The organism is Streptomyces sp. NPDC007264, assembly GCF_042869095.1.
Taxonomy (GTDB): Bacteria; Actinomycetota; Actinomycetes; order Streptomycetales; family Streptomycetaceae; genus Streptomyces.
In genome coordinates, this window is the sequence record NZ_JBIAFD010000003.1 from 193,032 (window position 1) to 213,073 (window position 20,042).

A 20,042-nucleotide genomic window follows, 5' to 3' on the forward strand; every position below is an offset into this window, starting at 1 on the left:
AGCGAGGCCACAGCATGACACGGTCAAATGCCCCAACTCGCCCATTGATCCGAAAGCGGCACGCCGAAGCGAGCTCGACCGGACCACACGACAGCGATGGACTAGACCATTCGAGGTGCCGACGGTATACAGAGGGGGATCCCCGGCCGTGTAACGGGGATCACGAGGCATGCGGGGGCGTCCGCCCCCGCGAAGCCGTGCCACGATGTGAGCCGTGACCGACGGGCCTGTCGGTCGCTTCGGCATCCGGAGCCGGGAAGGCAGAGCATGAGCACCGACGTCAGCAGTGCGGAGAGCGAGGGCGGGGCGACCGTCCGCACCGCGCGCGTGCCTAAGTACTACCGTCTGAAGAAGCATCTGCTCGAGATGACGGAGACGCTGCCGCCCGGTACGCCGGTGCCCCCCGAGCGCACGCTGGCCGCCGAGTTCGACACCTCACGGACCACGGTGCGCCAGGCTCTCCAGGAACTGGTCGTCGAGGGCCGCCTGGAGCGCATCCAGGGCAAGGGCACGTTCGTCGCGAAGCCGAAGGTCTCACAGGCACTGCAACTCACCTCGTACACCGAGGACATGCGGGCGCAGGGCCTGGAGCCGACCTCGCAACTGCTGGACATCGGCTACATCACCGCCGACGACACGCTCGCCGGGCTGCTCGACATCTCGGCCGGCGGCCGGGTGCTGCGCATCGAGCGGCTGCGTCTGGCGAGCGGTGAGCCGATGGCCATCGAGACGACGCACCTGTCCGCGAAGCGCTTCCCGGCACTGCGGCGGTCGTTGGCCAAGTACACCTCGCTCTACACGGCGCTCGCCGAGGTCTACGACGTCCATCTCGCCGAGGCCGAGGAGACCATCGAGACGTCGCTGGCCACCCCGCGCGAGGCCGGCCTCCTAGGCACGGACGTGGGTCTGCCGATGCTGATGCTCTCCCGGCACTCACTGGACAGGACGGGGCAGCCGGTGGAGTGGGTGCGGTCCGTCTACCGCGGGGACCGCTACAAGTTCGTGGCGAGGCTGAAGCGGCCCACCGAGTAGATCGACGCTGCGGGCGGTATGGCGCCGCCCCCGAAGCTGCTCTACGGTCCTTCCGTCGCCGCACGGACGGGAGGACGGCCCGGCGTCCGCCGAGAACGGCGTCCGCCGAGAACGTTCCCCGGACCCCCTTTTTCGTCACGCAGCGCACTCGGGCGGGTGCGTACGGACCACCAAGAGGTCTATACCCTGGGGGGGTTCCTGTTGCTGTTGGAAACCGATATGCGGAGAGGTCTTCCGCATACCAGACACCGTCACCTACATTGCCTGCGCGTTACCACCGGTGATCAGTGAGGGGACGGAGCCGCCATATGTCAAATGAGCCCAACGCAGGAAGAGCGGCGATGGTGACGCCTGTGCGCGTCGTCATCGCCCTCTGCCTCCTAGCACCATTCGTCGCGATGCTGTGGGTCGGTTCCTACGCCAAGACGGACCCGGCCTTCATCGGCATCCCCTTCTTCTACTGGTACCAGATGCTGTGGGTCGTGATCTCCACGGCGCTGACGATGACCGCGTACAAGCTGTGGCAGCGTGACCAGCGCGCCCACGCCTCCGAGAAGGGGGGTGCGGCGGAATGAAGGACGGAGTGAACGGCGTGGCGCTCGGCGTCTTCATCTTCTTCTTCCTGGCCGTGACCGTCGTGGGCTTCCTGGCGGCACGCTGGCGCAAGGCCGACAACGAGCACAGCCTCGACGAATGGGGCCTGGGCGGACGGTCGTTCGGCACCTGGATCACGTGGTTCCTGCTCGGCGGCGACCTCTACACGGCGTACACCTTCGTGGCCGTGCCGGCGGCGATCTACGCGGCGGGCGCGATGGGCTTCTTCGCGGTGCCGTACACGATCCTGGTCTACCCGCTGATCTTCATGTTCCTGCCCCGCCTGTGGTCGGTGTCGCACCGGCACGGCTACGTGACGACGTCGGACTTCGTACGCGGACGCTTCGGCTCGAAGGGTCTGTCGCTGGCGGTGGCGGTCACCGGCATCCTGGCGACGATGCCGTACATCGCGCTCCAACTGGTCGGCATCCAGGCCGTGCTGGACGTGATGGGCGTGGGCGGCGGCGAGAGCACCAACTGGTTCGTGAAGGACCTGCCGCTGCTGATCGCCTTCGGCGTGCTGGCGGCGTACACGTACTCCTCGGGCCTGCGGGCGCCCGCCCTGATCGCGTTCGTCAAGGACGCGCTGATCTACATCGTCATCGCGGTGGCGATCATCTACATCCCGATCAAGCTGGGCGGCTTCGACGACGTCTTCGCCAAGGCCGGCCAGGCGTTCGCGCAGACGAACCCGGCGACGGGCAAGCCACGCGGGGCGCTGGTGACGCCGGAGGCGGGCCAGTGGACGTACGTGACCCTCGCACTGGGCTCGGCGCTCGCGCTGTTCATGTACCCCCACTCGATCACCGCGACGCTGTCCTCGCGCAGCCGTGAGGTGATCCGCCGCAACACCACGATCCTGCCGCTGTACTCACTGATGCTGGGTCTGCTCGCGCTGCTCGGCTTCATGGCGATCGCGGCCGGTGTCAAGGTGAAGAACGGCCAGCTGGCGATCCCGCAGCTGTTCGAGGACATGTTCCCGGACTGGTTCGCGGGCGTGGCGTTCGCGGCGATCGGCATCGGGGCGCTCGTCCCGGCGGCGATCATGTCGATCGCGGCGGCGAACCTGTTCACCCGCAACATCTACAGGGACTTCATCAAGCCGGACGCCACGCCCCATCAGGAGACCAGGGTCTCCAAGACGGTGTCGCTGCTGGTGAAGGTGGGCGCCCTGGTCTTCGTCCTGACGATGGACAAGACGGTGGCCATCAACTTCCAGCTCCTCGGCGGGATCTGGATCCTGCAGACCTTCCCGGCCCTGGTCGGCGGCCTGTTCACCCGCTGGTTCCACCGCTGGGCGCTGCTGGCGGGCTGGGCGGTCGGCATGGTGTACGGCACGATGGCGGCGTACGGCGTCGCCTCACCGACCCAGAAGCACTTCGGCGGATCGGCGAAGGAGATCCCCGGCATCGGCGAGATGGGCTACATCGGCCTGACGGCGTTCGTCCTGAACGTCGCCGTCACCGTGGGGCTGACTCTGGTCCTGAAGGCGGTCAAGGCTCCGGAGGGCGTCGACGAGACCCAGCCGGGCGACTACACGGCGGACGCGGGCGACCCCGGGGTGGAGGTGGAACTGCCGCCGGCCACGGCGGAGACCGCGCACTGAGCCGCAGTCGAGGACGGGCCGCCGGAGGTGATCCGGCGGCCCGTTGTCATACCCGTGCCGCACACTCGACCCCATGGACATCGTGATCCGACGGGCGGAACCCGGCGACTACGAGGCGCTCGGGCAGATCACCGCACAGGCCTACCTCCAGGACGGCCTCCTGGACTTCGGGGAGAGCGACGCGTACCTCGACGAGCTGAGGGACGTGGCCGGGCGGGCCGCGGCGGCCGAGGTGCTGGTGGCGGTCGAGCGCGCGGACGCCCCCTCCGCTCCGGGGAGCGTGCTCGGCGGGGTGACGTTCGTGCCGCACGGCGGCCCCATGGCCGACATCGCCCGGCCCGACGAGGCCGAGATACGGATGCTCGCCGTCGCCCGCACGGCCCGCGGCCGGGGGATCGGCGAGGCCCTCGTGCGCGCCTGCCTCGACCGGGCCCGCGCCACGGACGGCTGCGCACGGATGGTGCTGTCCACCCAGCGCACCATGCTCACCGCGCACCGCATCTACGAGCGCCTGGGGTTCGTCCGCACTCCCGAGCGCGACTGGAACCCGCTCCCGCAGCTCGACGACATCACCCTCCTCACCTATGAGTTGCGCCTCTGACACACCCCGAAGCCACCAAGACACACAACATCTTGGGGTGGCAGCGAAAGCCGACACAAGATGTATGCTCGTGCTCGCTGTCGCCGCAGGGGAATCCGGTGCGAATCCGGAACTGTCCCGCAACGGTGCACTTGTGCGTGTTCGCTCCCGCGTGCGCGTCACGAGCGTCAGTCCGAGGACCTGCCGACAGCGCGCCCGGCCGTCCGGCCCGGCGCCCGACGTCCGGGCCTCGTGGAATGGGCCGGTGGACGCGACGCCGCGTGCGCTCGTGAGCCGCCCCGCCCTCCCCGGGCCCCGTGCCGAGCGAGGGAGTGCCCTACGTGACGATCGCGCCAGCCGACCCGGCTTCAGCGACTTCGCCCACGACACCGGCGGTGGCCGAGGGGACCGACGGTCCCGGTGCCGCGCTGCTGCGGACCCTGACCGAGCTGACCGCCGACCTCCCGGACGCCGACCCCGGCCGGGTCGCCGCCGCCGCGCTGCGCGGCCGGTCGGCGCACGCGGACGAGGCGGAGCTGCGCGAACTGGCCACGGAGGCGGCCGCCGGCCTCATCTCCGAGGACCCCGCCTACTCGAGGCTGGCCGCCCGGCTGCTGACGACCGGCATCCGCGCCGAGGCCGCCTCACAGGGCGTCACCTCGTTCACCGGGTCCATCGCCGTCGGACACCGCGAAGGGCTCATCGCCGACCGCACCGCCGCGTTCGTGCGTCGGCACGCCGACCGGCTCGACGCGCTCGTGGACCCCTCGGCCGACGACCGGTTCGGCTACTTCGGCCTGCGCACCCTGCACAGCCGCTACCTCCTGCGGCACCCGATCACCCGCAAGGCCGTCGAGACACCGCAGTTCTTCATGCTGCGCGTCGCCTGCGGCCTCGCCGAGGACACCGTGCCCGGTCCGGAGACCGGCTCCCGGTCCATGGACGAGGTGGCCGCGCTCTACCGGCTCATGAGCCGCCTCGACTACCTCCCCTCCTCCCCCACGCTCTTCAACTCCGGCACCCGGCACCCCCAGATGTCGTCCTGCTACCTCCTCGACTCCCCGAGGGACCAACTGGACTCCCTCTACGAGCGCTACCACCAGGTCGCCCGCCTCTCCAAGCACGCCGGCGGCATCGGGCTGTCGTACTCCCGCATCCGCTCCCGCGGATCCCTCATCCGTGGCACCAACGGGCACTCGGGCGGCATCGTCCCGTTCCTGAAGACCCTCGACGCCTCGGTCGCCGCGGTGAACCAGGGCGGCCGGCGCAAGGGCGCCGCCGCCGTCTACCTGGAGACCTGGCACGCCGACATCGAGGAGTTCCTCGAACTGCGCGACAACACAGGCGAGGACGCCCGCCGCACCCACAACCTCAACCTCGCGCACTGGGTCCCGGACGAGTTCATGCGCCGGGTCGAGGCCGACGAGCGGTGGTCGCTGTTCTCGCCGTCCGACGTGCCGGAGCTGGTCGACCTGTGGGGCGGGGAGTTCGACGCCGCGTACCGCGCGGCGGAGGCCGCCGGGCTGGCCCGCAGGACCCTCCCGGCCCGCGACCTGTACGGCCGCATGATGCGCGCCCTCGCCCAGACCGGCAACGGCTGGATGACCTTCAAGGACGCCGCCAACCGCACCGGCAACCAGACGGCACGGCCGGGCCACGTCATCCACTCCTCCAACCTGTGCACCGAGATCCTGGAGGTCACGCACGACGGGGAGACGGCGGTCTGCAACCTGGGGTCGGTCAATCTCGGCGCGTTCGTCGACACGGCGAGCGGCGACCTCGACTGGGAGCGGCTGGACGCCACCGTCCGTACCGCCGTCACCTTCCTCGACCGCGTCATCGACATCAACTACTACCCGACCGCGCAGGCGGCCCGTTCCAACGCCGCCTGGCGCCCGGTGGGCCTGGGCGTCATGGGGCTGCAGGACGTGTTCTTCCGGCTGCGCCTGCCCTTCGACTCACCCGGGGCGAAGGCGCTGTCCACCCGTATCGCCGAGCGCATCATGCTCACCGCGTACGAGACCTCCGCCGACCTCGCCGAGCGGAACGGCCCCCTGCCCGCCTGGGAGAAGACCCGTACCGCCCAGGGCGTACTGCACCCCGACCACTACGACGTCGAAGCGGCCTGGCCGGAGCGCTGGGCGGCGCTGCGGGCACGGATCGCGGCCATCGGCCTGCGCAACGCGCTGCTGCTCGCCGTCGCGCCGACCGCCACCATCGCGTCCATCGCGGGCGTGTACGAGTGCATCGAGCCGCAGGTCTCCAACCTGTTCAAGCGCGAGACGCTGTCCGGGGAGTTCCTCCAGGTCAACTCCTACCTGGTCGACGACCTGAAGGGGCTGGGCCTCTGGGACGCCCGCACCCGGGAGGCGCTGCGCGAGGCGAACGGCTCGGTGCAGGACGTCGCCCGGATCCCCGAGGACGTGCGGACGCTGTACCGCACGGCGTGGGAGATCCCGCAGCGCGCCCTGATCGACATGGCCGCCGCCCGCACCCCGTTCCTGGACCAGGCCCAGTCCCTGAACCTGTTCCTGGAGACGCCGACCATCGGCAAGCTCTCCTCGATGTACGCGTACGCCTGGAAGCGGGGGCTGAAGACGACCTACTACCTGCGCTCACGCCCGGCGACCCGCATCGCCCGCGCCGCCCGGGCGGCCGTCCCCGTGCAGCAGGCCGCCCCGGACCTCGAAGCGGTCGCCTGCTCCCTTGAGAACCCCGAGTCCTGCGAGGCCTGCCAGTGATGTCCGTCCACCCGCCGAAGAAGAGTGCGCACCTGCTCGACCCGGGCTTCGAACTGACCCTGCGCCCCATGCGCTATCCCGACTTCTACGAGCGCTACCGGGACGCCGTCAAGAACACCTGGACCGTGGAGGAGGTCGACCTCCACTCGGACGTCGCCGACCTCGCCAGGCTCACCCCGGGGGAGCAGCACCTGATCGGCCGGCTCGTCGCGTTCTTCGCGACGGGCGACTCGATCGTGGCCAACAACCTCGTGCTGACCCTGTACAAGCACATCAACTCCCCCGAGGCGCGGCTGTACCTGTCCCGCCAGCTGTTCGAGGAGGCCGTGCACGTCCAGTTCTATCTGACGCTGCTGGACACCTATCTCCCCGATCCGCGGGAGCGGGCCGCCGCCTTCTCGGCGATCGAGCACATCCCGTCGATCCGCGAGAAGGCACGGTTCTGCTTCCGCTGGATGGACTCGGTGGAGACGATGGGCCGGCTGGAGACGGCGGCCGACCGCCGTCGCTTCCTCCTCAACCTCATCTGCTTCGCCGCCTGCATCGAGGGCCTGTTCTTCTACGGGGCCTTCGCGTACGTCTACTGGTTCCGCAGCCGGGGCCTGCTGCACGGTCTGGCCACGGGCACCAACTGGGTGTTCCGCGACGAGACGATGCACATGAGCTTCGCCTTCGACGTGGTCGACACCGTGCGCAAGGAGGAGCCGGACCTCTTCGACGACGCGCTGGGCCGGCAGGTCACCGACATGCTGAGCGAGGCCGTCGAGGCCGAGCTGCAGTTCGCGCACGACCTGTGCGGTGACGGCCTCCCGGGCATGAACACCGACTCGATGCGGCAGTATCTGGAGTGCGTCGCCGATCAGCGCCTCACGCGCCTCGGCTTCGCCCCGGTGTACGGCTCCGAGAACCCCTTCTCCTTCATGGAGCTCCAGGGTGTTCAGGAACTGACCAACTTCTTCGAGCGGCGCCCGTCGGCGTACCAGGTCGCGGTGGAGGGCACCGTCGACCTCGACGAGGACTTCTGATCCCCTGCCTTCTCGCGTGCCTCCTCGGCCTGCCTGATCCGGCGGTCCACGCGGCGCTCGTGCGCGATGCCGATCAGTGAGGGGAGGACGAGGAGGACGAGGATCCCGAGGACGGTGAGCATTCCGGTGAGCGCTTCCACGTGTGTCGCATCCATGGACACCACTGTCCCGCCGTAGACTCCTTACCGTGAGTGGCAGGACTGTCGTACACCCTCGAATTACTGCCACTTCCACGGCACACTGGTCCCATGCTGAAGAACGTGGCGGCCGTCCTGCTCGACGGCGTGCACCCCTTCGAACTCGGCGTCGTCTGCGAGGTGTTCGGCATCGACCGCAGCGACGAGGGACTGCCCGTGTACGACTTCGCGGTAGCCTCGGCCGAGGGGCCCTCGCTCGCCGCCAACTGCGGGTTCACCCTGTCCACGGCGCACGGCCTCGAACGGCTGGAGGAGGCCGACCTGATCGCCGTGCCGGCCGGGGAGGGCTATGTGGCGCGGGCTTATCCACCGGAGCTGCTGGACGCGCTGCGCCGGGCCGCCGGGCGCGGGGCCCGGGTGCTCAGCGTCTGTTCCGGCGTGTTCGTGCTGGGAGCCGCCGGGCTGCTGGACGGGCGGCGCTGCGCGGTGCACTGGCGCCACGCGGACACGCTGGCGCGGCGCTTCCCGCGGGCCGTCGTCGAGCCGGACGTGCTGTACGTCGACGAGGATCCGGTGATCACCTCCGCGGGCACCGCGGCCGGCATCGACGCCTGCCTGCACATCGTGCGCAAGGAGCAGGGGCCGGACGTCGCCAACAGGATCGCCCGGCGCATGGTGGTGCCGCCGCACCGCGACGGCGGCCAGGCCCAGTACATCGAGAGGCCGCTGCCGCGGTCGCAGGGCGACACGGTCGCGGAGGTGCTGGTGTGGATGGAGCGGCACCTCGACGAGGAGGTGACGGTCGAGCGGCTCGCCGCCCGCGCCCATATGTCGCCGCGCACCTTCGCCCGCCGCTTCCAGCAGGAGACCGGCACCACCCCGTACCGCTGGATCCTGCGCCAACGGGTGCTGCTGGCCCAGGAGTTGCTGGAACGCACGGACGAGACGATGGACGCGATCGCCGACCGTGCCGGCTTCGGCACGGCGGCGGCGCTGCGCCATCAGTTCGTCCGCGCCCTGGGCACGACGCCGAACGCCTACCGGCGCACGTTCAGGGGCCCGCGGGCCGCCTGAACGTGCGGCCCGCGGTCACCGGGGCAGGGCCTTCAGCAGCAGTCGGCGGGGGCGGAGCGTGATCCCGATGCGCAGCCTGTCGTCGGAGCCGGGCGCCTGCTCGAAGCGGTACGCCGACGCCATCGCCGCCGTGACGAGCGTGAGTTCGGCCATCGAGAAGTGGTCCCCCGGGCACTTCCGGTTGCCCACCCCGAAGGGGGTCATCGCGTACTTGGGCACGTCCTTGGCCCGCTCCGGGAGCCAGCGGTCGGGGTCGAACTGCGCGTGGCGCGCGTACGACCGCGGATCCCGCTGGATCGCATAGGGGCTGTACACGACGTCCGACCCGGCCGGAATGCGGTACTCGCCGAGTTCCGTGTCGGCGACCGACCGCCGCGTCAGTATCCATACGGCCGGACGCAAACGCATTGTCTCGACGATGACATTCGCCGTGTGCGTCAGCTTCGGGATGTCCTCGAATGCGACCGGCCGGTCGCCCACGACGGTTTTCACCTCGTCGTGGATCTTGTCCGCCTGTTCGGGGTGCTCGGTGAGGACCTGGAGGAGCGACATGACCGTGGAGCCGACTGTTTCGCTGCCGGCCGTGACTATGGCGACGACCTGGTCGTGGATCTCCTGCTCCCCAATGGGCTCGCCATTCCCGTCCTTCGCCTCCAGCAAAGCCATCAGCAAATCGTTCGGCTTTTGACCGGATGCCCGGCGCGCGGCGACGATCTCGTCGACCAGGAGATGCAAATCGGCCAGAGCCCTGTTGAATTCGCGATTGGCCGGGATCGGCAGTCGGTACAGCGGCCCGAGCGGCACGACCATCCGCTGGTACATGCCGCTGAAGAGGGTGGCGAGGGCGGCGCAGATCCGGTCCGCCCGCGCGTCCATGTACGTGCCGCCCATCAGGCACCGCGCGACGACACGCACGGCCACCCGGAACGCCTCCGCCGTGACGTCGAAGGGCCGGCCGGAGCGCCAGCGCTCCACCAGGGCGTGCGCCTCCTCCGCCATGACCGGCCCGTAGCCGGGAATGGCGTCCTGCCGGAAGGCGGGTTGGATGGCCCGCCGCTGGCGCTGGTGCAGCGGGCCGTTGCTGGTGGCCACCCCCTGCCTGCCGAGCAGGCCCTCCAGGGACTCCCACAGCGGGCCGCCGATGTGGAAGTCGGGGTTCAGTGCGAGGGCCCCGGTGAGGGCCGGGGTGGTGACCGCGTACACCGTCTTCGGGCCGAACCTCAGCCGTACGACGTCGCCGTCGTCGCGCAGCCGGGACAGGAAGCCAAGCGGGTCGCGGGCCAGTTTCCAGCCGTGTCCGAGCCCGGGGACGCCGCCGGCCGCGAGGGGCGGGACCCGCCCCTGCACCGACGTGCCGGGTCGCGGGGACGTCTTCTCGCCGGAGGGAGCCGGGAGGCCGGGGGAGGAGTTCCGGGTCATTTCTCACCTGCCGCTTGGTTGTCGACGTACGGGGGTGTCGAGCGGTCGTCCCAGTGGTCGACCATGTACCGGCCTGACTCGTGGTGGAACCAGTACACGGTGCTGAACCAGTTGCGCATATTCCCGACGATCCTCTTCACGGCGGCGCTCAATTCGCTTCCCTGCACGGTGCCGTCGGCGAGCGTGCTCGCGAACCGCAGCGCCTCCTTCTCCGCCACAAGGAAATCGGATATGCATTCCTCGATCCTTCGCCGCACTTCCTCGGCGGCCTGTTCGGGTGTCAGTCCCCGATGGTGGATGAGACTTATCCCGAGATTGTGGACCTCCTTGCCCGCGATTTCCTTGGGAAGCGAACACAGGTCGTTGTACCAGGCGGCGAATTCCTGGCTCAGCAGCGCCGCCCGCCGGTATGCGGGATGTTTCCGTACGGCATCGGGCAGTTCGTGTCCCGCGCTCGGTTCGAGCAGGTCGGTCCATATCCAGTGCGCGAAGGTGAGCCGCCGGAGTTCGAGATAGGCGTCGACGGTCGGGACGACGCCCGAGGTGCGGTTGCGGAACTCGCGGTCGTATGCCTCGATCACCGCGTGGAAGTGCCGGGCGAATCGGTCGTTCCACTTCTCGCTGAGGAACGAGTACAGCCGCATCACGCTGTCCGCGAGCCCTGCGACCAGGGGATCCGCGTGGTACAGGTGGGTCTGCGGGGAGTCGAGTGCGGCGTGCAGCCGGCCCCTCAGCCTCCGCCAGGCGGCGGGCCGCCGGTGGACGACGTCGCGGTCGTGCCGGTCGTCCCAGACGAAGAACCACGCGCTGTAGTCCGCGATCGCCTGCAGGACGTCGTCGGGCGCGTCGAGGTAGTACCCCGCCATGAGGTCGGTGTAGCGCAGGCCGTCGGCGTGTTCCTCGACCGTGTCCGCCGGCATGAGCCGTTTTTCCAGCAGCCAGGAACGCGTCTTCTCCTGCAGACGGGGCCAATACGGGTGCAGTCGCCGGGGAAACGCGGCCTCGATCACCGGCAGGGAGAGCGCCGGTGGAACCGCGACCACTCTTGTCATGGATGAAGTGCACTGCGGGATAGCTGGCACGGACAAACCCCTCTCAGCCGCCAGTCGGCGCTCCGCCCCCTGCCGTGCCGGGCGTGCGCCCGTTGCGTAACTCAGCGCTTTCCATTCAGCACCACAACTGTCCGCTGTGGGAACGGATTTGCTCCACGCACTACCCCACTGTGCCGAGAATGCCCCTTAGGTGACTGATTATGGATCAGTTGGCCTGTGCAAGGGCTCGAATGTGCGTCGCACATATGAACGACGCCTGGCCGGGGGAACCCGGCCAGGCGTCGTCGGCAGCGGCATCGGGGCTCGGGGGCTCTTGGCCGGATCAGTCGTTGGCCACCACGGGGTAGCGCGGCTCGTTCTCGGCCATTTGCCGCAGGGCGTCCTTGCGCTCCCGCTTGGACAGCCGGTCGATGTAGAGGTAGCCGTACAGGTGATCCGTCTCGTGCTGCAAACACCGGGCAAAGTACCCGGTGCCGCGCACCTTGACGGGGTTGCCCTTCTCGTCCTGCCCGGTCACCTCGGCGTAGTCGGGCCGGGCGAGCGGCGCGTACGCGGTGGGCACGGACAGGCAGCCCTCGTTGCTGTCGTCCAGGCGGCGCCGGTCGGCGGGCAGCTCCACCAGCCGCGGGTTGCAGACGACTCCGACGTGCCGGGCGCCCCCGTCGTCCTGGCAGTCGTAGACGAAGACCTTCAGGTCGACGCCGATCTGGTTGGCGGCGAGGCCCACGCCCTCGGCGGTGCGCTGGCTGGCGAACATGTCCGCCACCAGCCGCTCCAGCTCCTCGCCGAACTCCGTGACGTCCTTGCACTCCTTGTGCAGCACCGGGTTCCCGACCACCGTGATCGGCCGCGAGGTGCCGCGCTCGCGCCACGCGGCCTCACGCTCCGCGCAGTCCTCGGTGTCGATGACGAAGCCCTCGTCGTCCACGGGGAGCACGCCCGCGTGCTGCTGATCGGTGTCCTGCTGCGCCATGACGACGTACGCCTTCCTGCAAACCTGGGGAAAACCTGCCCGTACAGCCTACGGGCCGGGGTCGGGTGTCTTCCCCGCGTTCCGGGACGAGGAGGGCCTCAGCAGACCTCTTCGAGGTCCCGCCAGTCCCGGGAGTCCGGGCTGTCCGCGACCCAGCCGTCGAGCAGCCCGCGCACCAGGGAGGCGGGTGCCGCGATGCCGCACTCGCGCTCGGGCACCCACAGCTGTCCGTCCGTGCGGTGCCCCAGCGGTCCCGGATGCCCGGGCTCGCTGTGGTCGTGCGGGTCCAGGTGCTCGCCGTCGCCCTCGTCGGACGGCATCCGCGACTCGGAGCACATGCGGCACAGCAGCCGCACGGACGAGGACCAGTCCTCGGCGGCGAAGCCCGCGTCGGCGGCCAACTGCTCCAGCGCGTCCCGGTCGTCCTCGGTCTCGGCCTCCAGCAGGACGACCCAGGTGGGCACCGGCGAGGGCGCCCACAACTCGATCTCGTCGAAGACGGGGTAGGCGTGCCCGGCGGCCGTCGTGCGCTCGCCGTGCGGGACGCCGTCGTGCAGCACCACCTCGCCCCAGCGGCGCCCGGAGGACGGCAGCGGGATGGAGAGCACCTCGATGCGGGCCGGGTCCAGCCGTCGCCCCCAGACGACCTCCGCCTCACCCTCAGGCGACAGCCGCACGGCCGCGCTGCCCAGCTCCATGCCGAAGGGCTCTCCGGGGACCGCCGCACCGCCGGGCACCCGCAGGCCGTACGCCTGCCAGGCGCGGCGGGCCAGCGGCCAGTCCTGCAGGGCGGTGGCGGCGATGCCCACGTTCCACCAGTCGGGGGCCCCGGTCTCGCGGTCGAGCAGGGCCACGGCGCGCAGCCCGGCGGTGCGGGCCTGCTCCCAGTCGTGGCGGAACTTGTGCAGCAGCGCGAGGTTGAACCAGGACTCCGACAGCCACGGCTCCAGGTCCGCGGCACGGGTCAGCAGCGCCCCCGCGTCCTCGTACCGGCCGTCGCCGATCAACGTGAACGCGCGGTCGGTGGCCTGCCGCCAAGAGGCGGAGGGCCGGTGCCGTCCCTTGCCGAAGATCCTCACCATTCCCGCCTGCCAGTCCCTTGCGCTTCCCGTCCGCCGGTCGCTCGACATCCGCGGGGCCACGGCCGAGCCGTGCCCCCGGCCCCTCTCCTCGCATCCAACCACGTACCGCCGGACGGGCGCTCATTACCCATGGGTTACCCCGCCGACGGCACGGTCAGACCGCCCCGGCCCTCACCACGGCCCCTGCCCGGAGCTCCCCCGCAGCACACCGCCTGGGTGGACCCCGGCACCGCCCCTGTGCCGCAGCACTCTGGCCAGCGACTCCACGACCTCCGGCTGGTAGTCGCGGGCGCAGCCGAGCCGAAGGCGCTCCAGTGCGCTGAGCGGCCCTCCCGGTCCGTCCTCTTCCCTCGCCATCTCCTCGTACGCATTGACGGCCCGGACGATTCTGGCGCTGACGGGCTGCTCCCGGTAGGGGTCCGCCTGCCGCTCCACGACGACCGCGACCGCGGCGTCCACCCCCGTCTGGCGGACCACGGCCCCGCCGAGGAGCGCGATGCGCCGCTGTTCCTCGGCGGGCAGCGCGGCGGTGGCGCCGGCGGGCACGGGGTCGACGAGGCTGAGCTGCCCGATGTCGTGCATGAGGGCCGCGTACTCCAGCACGGTCAGCTCGGGTTCGGGCAGGCCCAGCTCCCGGCCGACGGCCCGGCTGAGCGCGGCCACGCGGCGGGCGTGCCCGGGGGGCGTGTACCCGGCGATCTCGGTGGCACGCGCCAGGGAGGCGATGGTCTGCCGGTAGGTGGTCCGCACGGCCGCGTACCGCCGGTAGGACAGCTGGGTGAGCAGCAGCGGCAGGGAGAAGACGGGCAGTGCCCACAGGCCCACGACCCCGACGGCCAGCGACATCACCGCACCGGTCGCGCAGACCGCCGAGTCGATGCCGAGCCTCGCCCGCAGTTCGTCGCGCAGCAGCGGCCCGAACGGCCAGCCGGTGCGGGAGTGGGCGAGCGCGGCGGCGAGCACGGCGTCGCACAGGGTGGTGAGCACGAGCAGCGCGACGACGAGCAACGCGTAGACGGGTCCGCCCCAGCCGTGCAACCTGCCGTGATCGTAGACCGGCTGGAAGCAGACGGCGGCGAAGCCGGCGGTGAGGAGGCGACGGGTGAGGTGGTCGGCGGTGGATCCGCGGCCGCGGGCCACGTGCGGGACGCAGCCGGCGAGGGCGGCCGCGAGGACCACGGTGACGACCTGGGGCACCCCGTGGTGGGTGGGCTGCCCGGCGTTCTGCCCGAGCAGGGCGTAGGACAGCGCCCCGGCCGCCCCGAGGGGCGCGGGCTCCCGCTCCCCGCCGTCGCTCCACCGGGACAGTTCGCCCACGGTGACGAGCACGCCGAAGGCGAGGGCGACGGAGGGTTCTTCCAGGCCGTGCCAGAGGGTGCCGGCGAGGCAGCCGGCGGCGAGGAGCGCCGCCGCCGCGTGAGCGAGCACCAGGGGCAGCCTCCTCACGGTCATGCGCCGCCCCCGCCGCGCCGCTGCCCCTCCAGCGGACCGTGCGCCGGCAGGGCCGGCGACGGCGCGGTGGGGCGCTCTTCGTCCGAGGTCACCGCCGGGTACCAGCCTGCCCCGGCCCGGGCCGCTCCGCCGCTCTCGGTCTTTCCACCGCTCCCGACCTCTCCCCCACGGTCGGTCCCTCCCCCGCTCTCGATCCTTCCCCCGCTCTCGATCACTCCCCCACTCTCGATCGCGCTCGAGCGCGGGGACCCCGACGAGCGGGGAGACCCCCACCGCTCCAGCGCGCGGACCAGCGCCCGCACCATCGCCGGGTCGAACTGCGTGCCCGCGCACCGCTCCAGCTCCCGCAGCGCGGCCGCGACGGGCCGGGCGCGCCGGTAGGAGCGGGTCGAGGTCATGGCGTCGAAGGCGTCGGCCACCGCCACCACCCGTGCGCACTCAGGGATCTGATGGCCCATCAGGCCGTAGGGGTAGCCGCTGCCGTCCAGGCGCTCGTGGTGGTGGAGGATCGCCGACCGCGCCTCGCCGAGGAACCCGATCCCACGGACCATCTCGTGGCCGTACTCGGGGTGCAGCTCGATGATGCGCCGCTCCTCCGGCGTGAGCGGCCCGTCCTTCCTCAACAGCCGGGTCGGCACGCCGAGTTTGCCGATGTCGTGCAGGATGCCGGCGAACCGCAGCACCTCGACGCGCTCGTCGTCCATGCCGAGTTCACGCGCGATCATCATCGACGCCTGCCCGACCCGCTCGCTGTGCCCGCGCGTGTAGCCGTCCTTGATGTCGACGGCCTGGACGAGGGCGCGGATCGTGGCCTGATGGGCGGCGCGCTCCCGGTGGTACTGGGCGAACACCCAGCACGACAGGTACATGGGCAGAAGCACGAGCAGCGCCGCGACCGGCCCGTAGGGGCTGCGCCACAGCACGGCCATCATCAGCCCGGCTAGGCCCTGCACGGCAACGGGTGCGAGGGAGCCCAGGAACAGCCCGCGCCAGGCGCCCCCGAGCTCTCGGCCCCTCCGCGGCTGTCCGGCGGACCGGGGCGGTACGCCCACGCCCAGCGCCAGGATCCCGGCGTCGAGCGCGGTCAGCACCAGGCAGAACGCCACCACGGCGGCCCCGGCCGGCAGCAGCGCGTACGGGAAGCGGGGAGCGGCGACCGCGTCCACGCCGCCCAGCGCCGTGTGCACGCGTGACGCGGCCGCCACGGCGAGCGCCAGTTGGGCGGCCCGCCAGCCGCGGCGCAGCCACTGCGGCCGCCGGGCGACGGGCGCGAGCAGCGCGCCGGGCAGCGGCACGAGGGCGGCGGCCGGCGGCGGCAGCAGGAAGGCCCCGGCGAGCAGCACGGGAAAGAAGGGGCCCAGGCCCTCGGGGGCCGGGCGGCCGCCCGGACGGCAGCGCGGGATCTGCTCGCAGGCGGCGTAGAGCGCGGCGAGCGGGAGGAGCACCTGCCAGGGGACCCCGAGATCCGCGAGGGGAGCCACGCACACGAGGGCGCCGAGCGCGGCGCAGCCGACGTACACGTGCACCGCTGGCCGGTCCGGCCCCATGACGTACCTCCCCCGGGCCCGCGCCCGGCCCCGAACCGGGGCCGGGCCCGGACACGCCCATTGAGGCTCCGGAGCCTAAGGGGGAGGGCGGGGCACCAGGGAGGCATTGGGGGGAATCCGTGGGCCCACGACCCCGGGATTAGCACATTCGGGTGATGGGCGCCGCGGCCGGGCCGCGGGTTCCTCGAACGGGAGTTCAGGACTCCTGCGGCGCCGTGGCCACGTCGTGCTCGGGCAGCGTCTGGCCCGAGCGGATCAGCTCGATACGGCCCATGACCTTCGCCCGCAGGTCGGTCGGCACGTCGTCATGGCCGCAGCACCGCTTGACCAGCTTCTTCACGGCCTGCTCCAGGCCGTACTTCTCCAGGCACGGCGAGCACTCCTCAAAGTGGTGCTCGAACTTGGTGCGGTCGACGTCCGGCATCTCACGGTCGAGGAACTCGTAGAGGTGGTCGAGCACCTCACTGCAGTCCGTCTCGTGCGGCTCTCCGCAGCTCATGAGCCCGAGCCTTTCGCTTCGTTCGACTCTCCGGCGCCGGCCGGGACCAGCCCGCGCTCACGGGCGTAGTCCTCGAGCATGCCGCGCAGCTGACGACGGCCCCGGTGCAGCCGGGACATCACCGTACCGATGGGTGTCCCCATGATGTCCGCGATCTCCTTGTACGCAAACCCCTCGACGTCCGCGAGATAGACGGCGATGCGGAATTCCTCGGGGATGGCCTGCAGCGCTTCCTTGACGTCCGAGTCGGGCAGGTGGTCGAGCGCCTGGGACTCTGCGGAGCGCAGACCCGTCGACATGTGCGACTCGGCGCGCGCGAGCTGCCAGTCCTCGATCTCCTCGGCCGCACTGCGCTGCGGTTCGCGCTGCTTCTTGCGGTACGAGTTGATGAACGTGTTGGTGAGGATCCGGTACAGCCACGCCTTGAGGTTGGTGCCCTCGCGGAACTGGTGGAAGGACGCGTACGCCTTCGCGTACGTCTCCTGCACCAGGTCCTCGGCATCGGCCGGGTTACGCGTCATGCGCAGCGCGGCCGAGTACATCTGGTCGAGGAACTCGAGCGCGTCCCGTTCGAAGCGCGCGCTGCGCTCGGTGGACGATTCCGCGCCTGTGCCCCGGCCCTCGGGCTGCTCCGCCTGGCCGTGTTCGGTCCCTGCGTCGGTACCGGTGACCGGACCCACCTCCTCCAGCGACGTGGCAGGACCGAAACCGGTCCCACTGGAATCGGAGGATAGACGAACATCCTTGCCCGCCGCCGCCCGAAACGGGGCGGTCCTGGCCGCGTGCAGCACCGTCCAGTCCAGGTCAGCGCTGCTGCGACGGTTCGGGCAGATGGTCGAACCCATGCGGCGGACTCCCTCTCGTACGGTCTGTGCAGCACGGCCGGTGCCGTCTGCACCGCACAACAGCGGTACCCGCCGGGGCATTCCCGGGCCTCACCCCAGTGACACGGCCCACTCCGCCACGGCGTCGGTGATGACCTCCAGGGCCCGCTCCCGGGTGATGTCCGCGCGCTTCGGCACCGCGAAGCCGTGGTCACCGTGCGGCACCTCGACCATGCCGTACGGCCCCGGCGGGAACTCCTCCGGCCGCCCGAACGGATCGTTGCCGCCCTGGACGACCAGCGTGGGCACGCCCGCGCCGAGCAGTTCGTCCGCACGGGACTTCTCGGGCCTGCCGGGCGGGTGCAGGGGAAAGCTCAGCGCGAGGACGGCGGCGGCACCGAGCCCGGCGGCGGTGCGGCAGGCGACCCGGGCACCGGCGCTGCGCCCGCCGGCGATCACGGGCCGCCCGGGCCGCTCCAGGACGGGCCACACCCCGCGCCAGCCCAGGTCGAGCGTCTTCGGCGCGGGCGCCACCTTCTTCCCGGCGACGCGCCAGGGCTGCTCCACGAGCGCGACGCTCACGCCGTGCGCGGGCAGCACCCGGGCCAGCGCCTGCAGGTCGCCCGCCTCGACGCCCCCGCCCGCGCCGTGGCCGAGCGCGAGCACGAGCCGCGCCGTCCGCGCCCGGTGCCAGGTGACACGGGCCATGCCCGCCTCGGTCTCGACGCTTACCGTCACATCCGTCACGTCCGTCCCGTCGGTCACGTCAGAACAGTGTGCCCTCTTCGGGTGCCGCCAGTTCCTTCAGCAGTTCCGGACCGTTGTTGCGGACGTTGCTGACCGCGGTGGGGACCGGGTAGGCGCGCATCAGGCCGGGGGACGGCGGCTCGAGCAGGGACCGCAGGCCGTCGGGGTCCGTGCGGGACGGGTCGAGCCAGGCGTCCCAGCGGTCGGGCGTGAGCATCAGCGGCATACGGGGGTGGATCTCCGCCAGTGAACGCGGGCCCTCGGCCGGGGCGAGGGCCAGCGGGGTGGTCTCGGCCTCCGTCGTGATCACCGAGCAGGTGACCCACCAGGCCCGCGGATGGTCGTCCGGCAGGGTCCTGTCCCGCCAGAACTCGTACAGCCCGGCCATCGCGAAGACCGAGCCGTCGGCGGGCAGCACGAAGTACGGCTGCTTGCGCGGCCGCTTCCTGCGGCCCTCGACCTCCAGGTCGCGCTCCTGGCTGCCGGTGACCCACTCGTAGTAGCCGTCGGCGGGCACGATGCACCGCCGGGCGGCAAAGGCGCGGCGGTACGCCGGCTTCTCGTGCACCGTCTCGGCGCGCGCGTTGATCATCCGGGCGCCGCCCTCGGGCGACTTGGCCCAGGACGGGACGAGACCCCACCGGAGTCGGCGCAGCTGACGAACCGGCCGGTCGTCACCGGCGTCCTTCACAGGGCGGTCGAGGACCGCGTACACCTCCTTGGTCGGGGCCACGTTGTAGTCGGGTGCCAGGGTCTCCTCGGGCTGCGTCTTCTCGATCTCGAAGATTCCTGCGAGATCCTCGGGGCTGCGACTCGCCGCGTACCGTCCGCACATGCGTGCCACCCTGCCAGATCCGACGAGCTCAGGAGCCACTCCCGGTATGGAAAGCCTCGCCTCGACCTCGCCGCTGTCGCTGCCGGACCTCTGGGACCGGGTCTTCGGCAGCCAGCCGGATCCCGACCTGTGGGTGGTGATCGCCACCCTGGCCGTCGCGCTCGCCGTGGTCGTGCCGCCGGGGGTGTGGCGGATATCGCGCAACGCCATCACCATCGCGCACGAGGGCGGCCACGGTCTGGTCGCGCTGCTCACCGGCCGCACCCTCACCGGCATCCGGCTCCACTCCGACACCAGCGGCCTCACGGTCAGCCGTGGCAAGCCGCGCGGCCTCGGCATGATCCTGACGGCCGCCGCCGGCTACCCCGCTCCCCCGCTCCTCGGTCTCGGCGGCGCGGCGCTGCTCGCCGCCGGGCACATCACCCTGCTGCTGTGGCTGGCCACCGCACTGCTCCTGGTGATGCTGGTGATGATCCGCAACGCCTACGGCGCGCTGACCGTGGTCCTCGCCGGGGGCGCCTTCCTGCTGGTGTCCTGGCTGGCCGGTCCGCAGGTACAGGCGGCGTTCGCGTACGCGGTGGTGTGGTTCCTGCTGGTCGGCGGCGTGCGCCCGGCCTTCGAGCTCCAGGCCAAGCGGTCCCGCGGCGGTGCCGGGGACTCGGACGCGGACCAGTTGTCGCGGCTCACCCATGTGCCCGCGGGGCTGTGGCTGTTCCTGTTCCACGCGGTGTCGCTGTGCTCGCTCACCGGGGGCGGGCGGTGGCTGCTGCGGCTGTGACCGGCCGGCCGAGCCGGCGAGGGACCCAGGCCGCCCGTGACGGCG

At 71.3% G+C, this 20,042-nt stretch carries 19 protein-coding genes and 1 riboswitch; of the genes, 8 read left to right on the forward strand and 11 right to left on the reverse strand.

Going from position 1 to position 20,042, the window contains the following annotated elements; all coding sequences use genetic code 11:
• The first annotated feature begins 267 nt into the window (after positions 1-267).
• From ACFYMU_RS05915 to ACFYMU_RS05940, 6 genes are all read left to right on the forward strand, one after another.
• On the forward strand, positions 268-1,032 hold the full coding sequence (locus ACFYMU_RS05915; protein WP_388368413.1) for a GntR family transcriptional regulator: 765 nt from the start codon (positions 268-270) through the stop codon (positions 1,030-1,032).
• Positions 1,033-1,373: 341 nt separating this feature from the next.
• The gene (locus ACFYMU_RS05920; protein WP_388368416.1) at positions 1,374-1,607 is read left to right on the forward strand and encodes a DUF3311 domain-containing protein; all 234 of its coding nucleotides are present in this window, start codon (positions 1,374-1,376) and stop codon (positions 1,605-1,607) included.
• Positions 1,604-3,232 (forward strand): monocarboxylate uptake permease MctP, encoded by a 1,629-nt coding sequence (gene mctP, locus ACFYMU_RS05925; protein WP_388368419.1) that lies wholly within the window; start codon positions 1,604-1,606, stop codon positions 3,230-3,232. Before ACFYMU_RS05920 ends, mctP begins: the two co-directional genes overlap by 4 nt.
• 73 nt (positions 3,233-3,305) lie before the next feature.
• Positions 3,306-3,833 (forward strand): GNAT family N-acetyltransferase, encoded by a 528-nt coding sequence (locus ACFYMU_RS05930; protein ID WP_388368422.1) that lies wholly within the window; start codon positions 3,306-3,308, stop codon positions 3,831-3,833.
• A gap of 47 nt (positions 3,834-3,880) precedes the next feature.
• Positions 3,881-4,036: riboswitch (cobalamin riboswitch) on the forward strand.
• A gap of 117 nt (positions 4,037-4,153) precedes the next feature.
• The gene (locus tag ACFYMU_RS05935) at positions 4,154-6,553 is read left to right on the forward strand and encodes a ribonucleoside-diphosphate reductase subunit alpha (protein WP_388368425.1); all 2,400 of its coding nucleotides are present in this window, start codon (positions 4,154-4,156) and stop codon (positions 6,551-6,553) included.
• Positions 6,553-7,578 carry a ribonucleotide-diphosphate reductase subunit beta gene (locus ACFYMU_RS05940; protein WP_388368428.1) on the forward strand — a complete coding sequence of 342 codons (1,026 nt, stop codon included), beginning with the start codon at positions 6,553-6,555 and terminating at the stop codon, positions 7,576-7,578. The genes ACFYMU_RS05935 and ACFYMU_RS05940 overlap by 1 nt, the downstream gene beginning before the upstream one ends.
• Here ACFYMU_RS05940 and ACFYMU_RS05945 read toward each other — a convergent pair.
• Entirely contained in the window at positions 7,491-7,733 is a 243-nt protein-coding gene (locus tag ACFYMU_RS05945) for a hypothetical protein (RefSeq protein WP_388368431.1), read from the reverse strand. The two genes, ACFYMU_RS05940 and ACFYMU_RS05945, sit on opposite strands and share 88 nt — an antisense overlap.
• 93 nt (positions 7,734-7,826) lie before the next feature.
• Here ACFYMU_RS05945 and ACFYMU_RS05950 point away from each other — a divergent pair, with 93 nt between their 5' ends.
• Positions 7,827-8,789: a GlxA family transcriptional regulator gene (locus ACFYMU_RS05950; RefSeq protein WP_388368434.1), complete on the forward strand. Its 963-nt coding sequence runs from the start codon at positions 7,827-7,829 to the stop codon at positions 8,787-8,789.
• Between the two features lie 15 nt (positions 8,790-8,804).
• Here the strand turns inward: ACFYMU_RS05950 and ACFYMU_RS05955 are convergent, their stop codons facing one another.
• The 10 genes from ACFYMU_RS05955 to ACFYMU_RS06000 form a co-directional block, all read right to left on the reverse strand.
• Positions 8,805-10,208, reverse strand: coding sequence for a cytochrome P450 (locus ACFYMU_RS05955; protein WP_388368437.1), 1,404 nt, complete (start codon positions 10,206-10,208; stop codon positions 8,805-8,807).
• The gene (gene cyc1, locus ACFYMU_RS05960) at positions 10,205-11,260 is read right to left on the reverse strand and encodes an epi-isozizaene synthase (RefSeq protein ID WP_388368440.1); all 1,056 of its coding nucleotides are present in this window, start codon (positions 11,258-11,260) and stop codon (positions 10,205-10,207) included. The genes ACFYMU_RS05955 and cyc1 overlap by 4 nt, the downstream gene beginning before the upstream one ends.
• A gap of 322 nt (positions 11,261-11,582) precedes the next feature.
• Positions 11,583-12,233 (reverse strand): peptide deformylase, encoded by a 651-nt coding sequence (def, locus tag ACFYMU_RS05965; RefSeq protein WP_388368443.1) that lies wholly within the window; start codon positions 12,231-12,233, stop codon positions 11,583-11,585.
• 98 nt (positions 12,234-12,331) lie between these two features.
• The gene (locus ACFYMU_RS05970; RefSeq protein WP_388369146.1) at positions 12,332-13,312 is read right to left on the reverse strand and encodes a tetratricopeptide repeat protein; all 981 of its coding nucleotides are present in this window, start codon (positions 13,310-13,312) and stop codon (positions 12,332-12,334) included.
• Positions 13,313-13,486: 174 nt separating this feature from the next.
• Complete coding sequence (locus tag ACFYMU_RS05975; RefSeq protein WP_388368446.1) at positions 13,487-14,767, reverse strand: HD-GYP domain-containing protein; 1,281 nt, start codon at positions 14,765-14,767, stop codon at positions 13,487-13,489.
• On the reverse strand, positions 14,764-16,314 hold the full coding sequence (locus ACFYMU_RS05980) for an HD-GYP domain-containing protein (protein WP_388368449.1): 1,551 nt from the start codon (positions 16,312-16,314) through the stop codon (positions 14,764-14,766). The genes ACFYMU_RS05975 and ACFYMU_RS05980 overlap by 4 nt, the downstream gene beginning before the upstream one ends.
• Before the next feature lie 196 nt (positions 16,315-16,510).
• On the reverse strand, positions 16,511-16,813 hold the full coding sequence (gene rsrA, locus ACFYMU_RS05985) for a mycothiol system anti-sigma-R factor (RefSeq protein ID WP_388368452.1): 303 nt from the start codon (positions 16,811-16,813) through the stop codon (positions 16,511-16,513).
• Positions 16,810-17,493 (reverse strand): RNA polymerase sigma factor SigR, encoded by a 684-nt coding sequence (sigR, locus tag ACFYMU_RS05990; protein ID WP_388369148.1) that lies wholly within the window; start codon positions 17,491-17,493, stop codon positions 16,810-16,812. Before sigR ends, rsrA begins: the two co-directional genes overlap by 4 nt.
• A gap of 255 nt (positions 17,494-17,748) precedes the next feature.
• Entirely contained in the window at positions 17,749-18,345 is a 597-nt protein-coding gene (locus ACFYMU_RS05995; RefSeq protein WP_388369150.1) for an alpha/beta family hydrolase, read from the reverse strand.
• A 58-nt stretch (positions 18,346-18,403) separates the two neighbouring features.
• The gene (locus ACFYMU_RS06000) at positions 18,404-19,219 is read right to left on the reverse strand and encodes an SOS response-associated peptidase (protein ID WP_388368455.1); all 816 of its coding nucleotides are present in this window, start codon (positions 19,217-19,219) and stop codon (positions 18,404-18,406) included.
• A gap of 46 nt (positions 19,220-19,265) precedes the next feature.
• On the opposite strand from ACFYMU_RS06000, the gene ACFYMU_RS06005 reads away from it, so the two are divergent.
• Positions 19,266-19,997: a M50 family metallopeptidase gene (locus ACFYMU_RS06005; protein ID WP_388368458.1), complete on the forward strand. Its 732-nt coding sequence runs from the start codon at positions 19,266-19,268 to the stop codon at positions 19,995-19,997.
• Positions 19,998-20,042 lie beyond the last annotated feature (45 nt).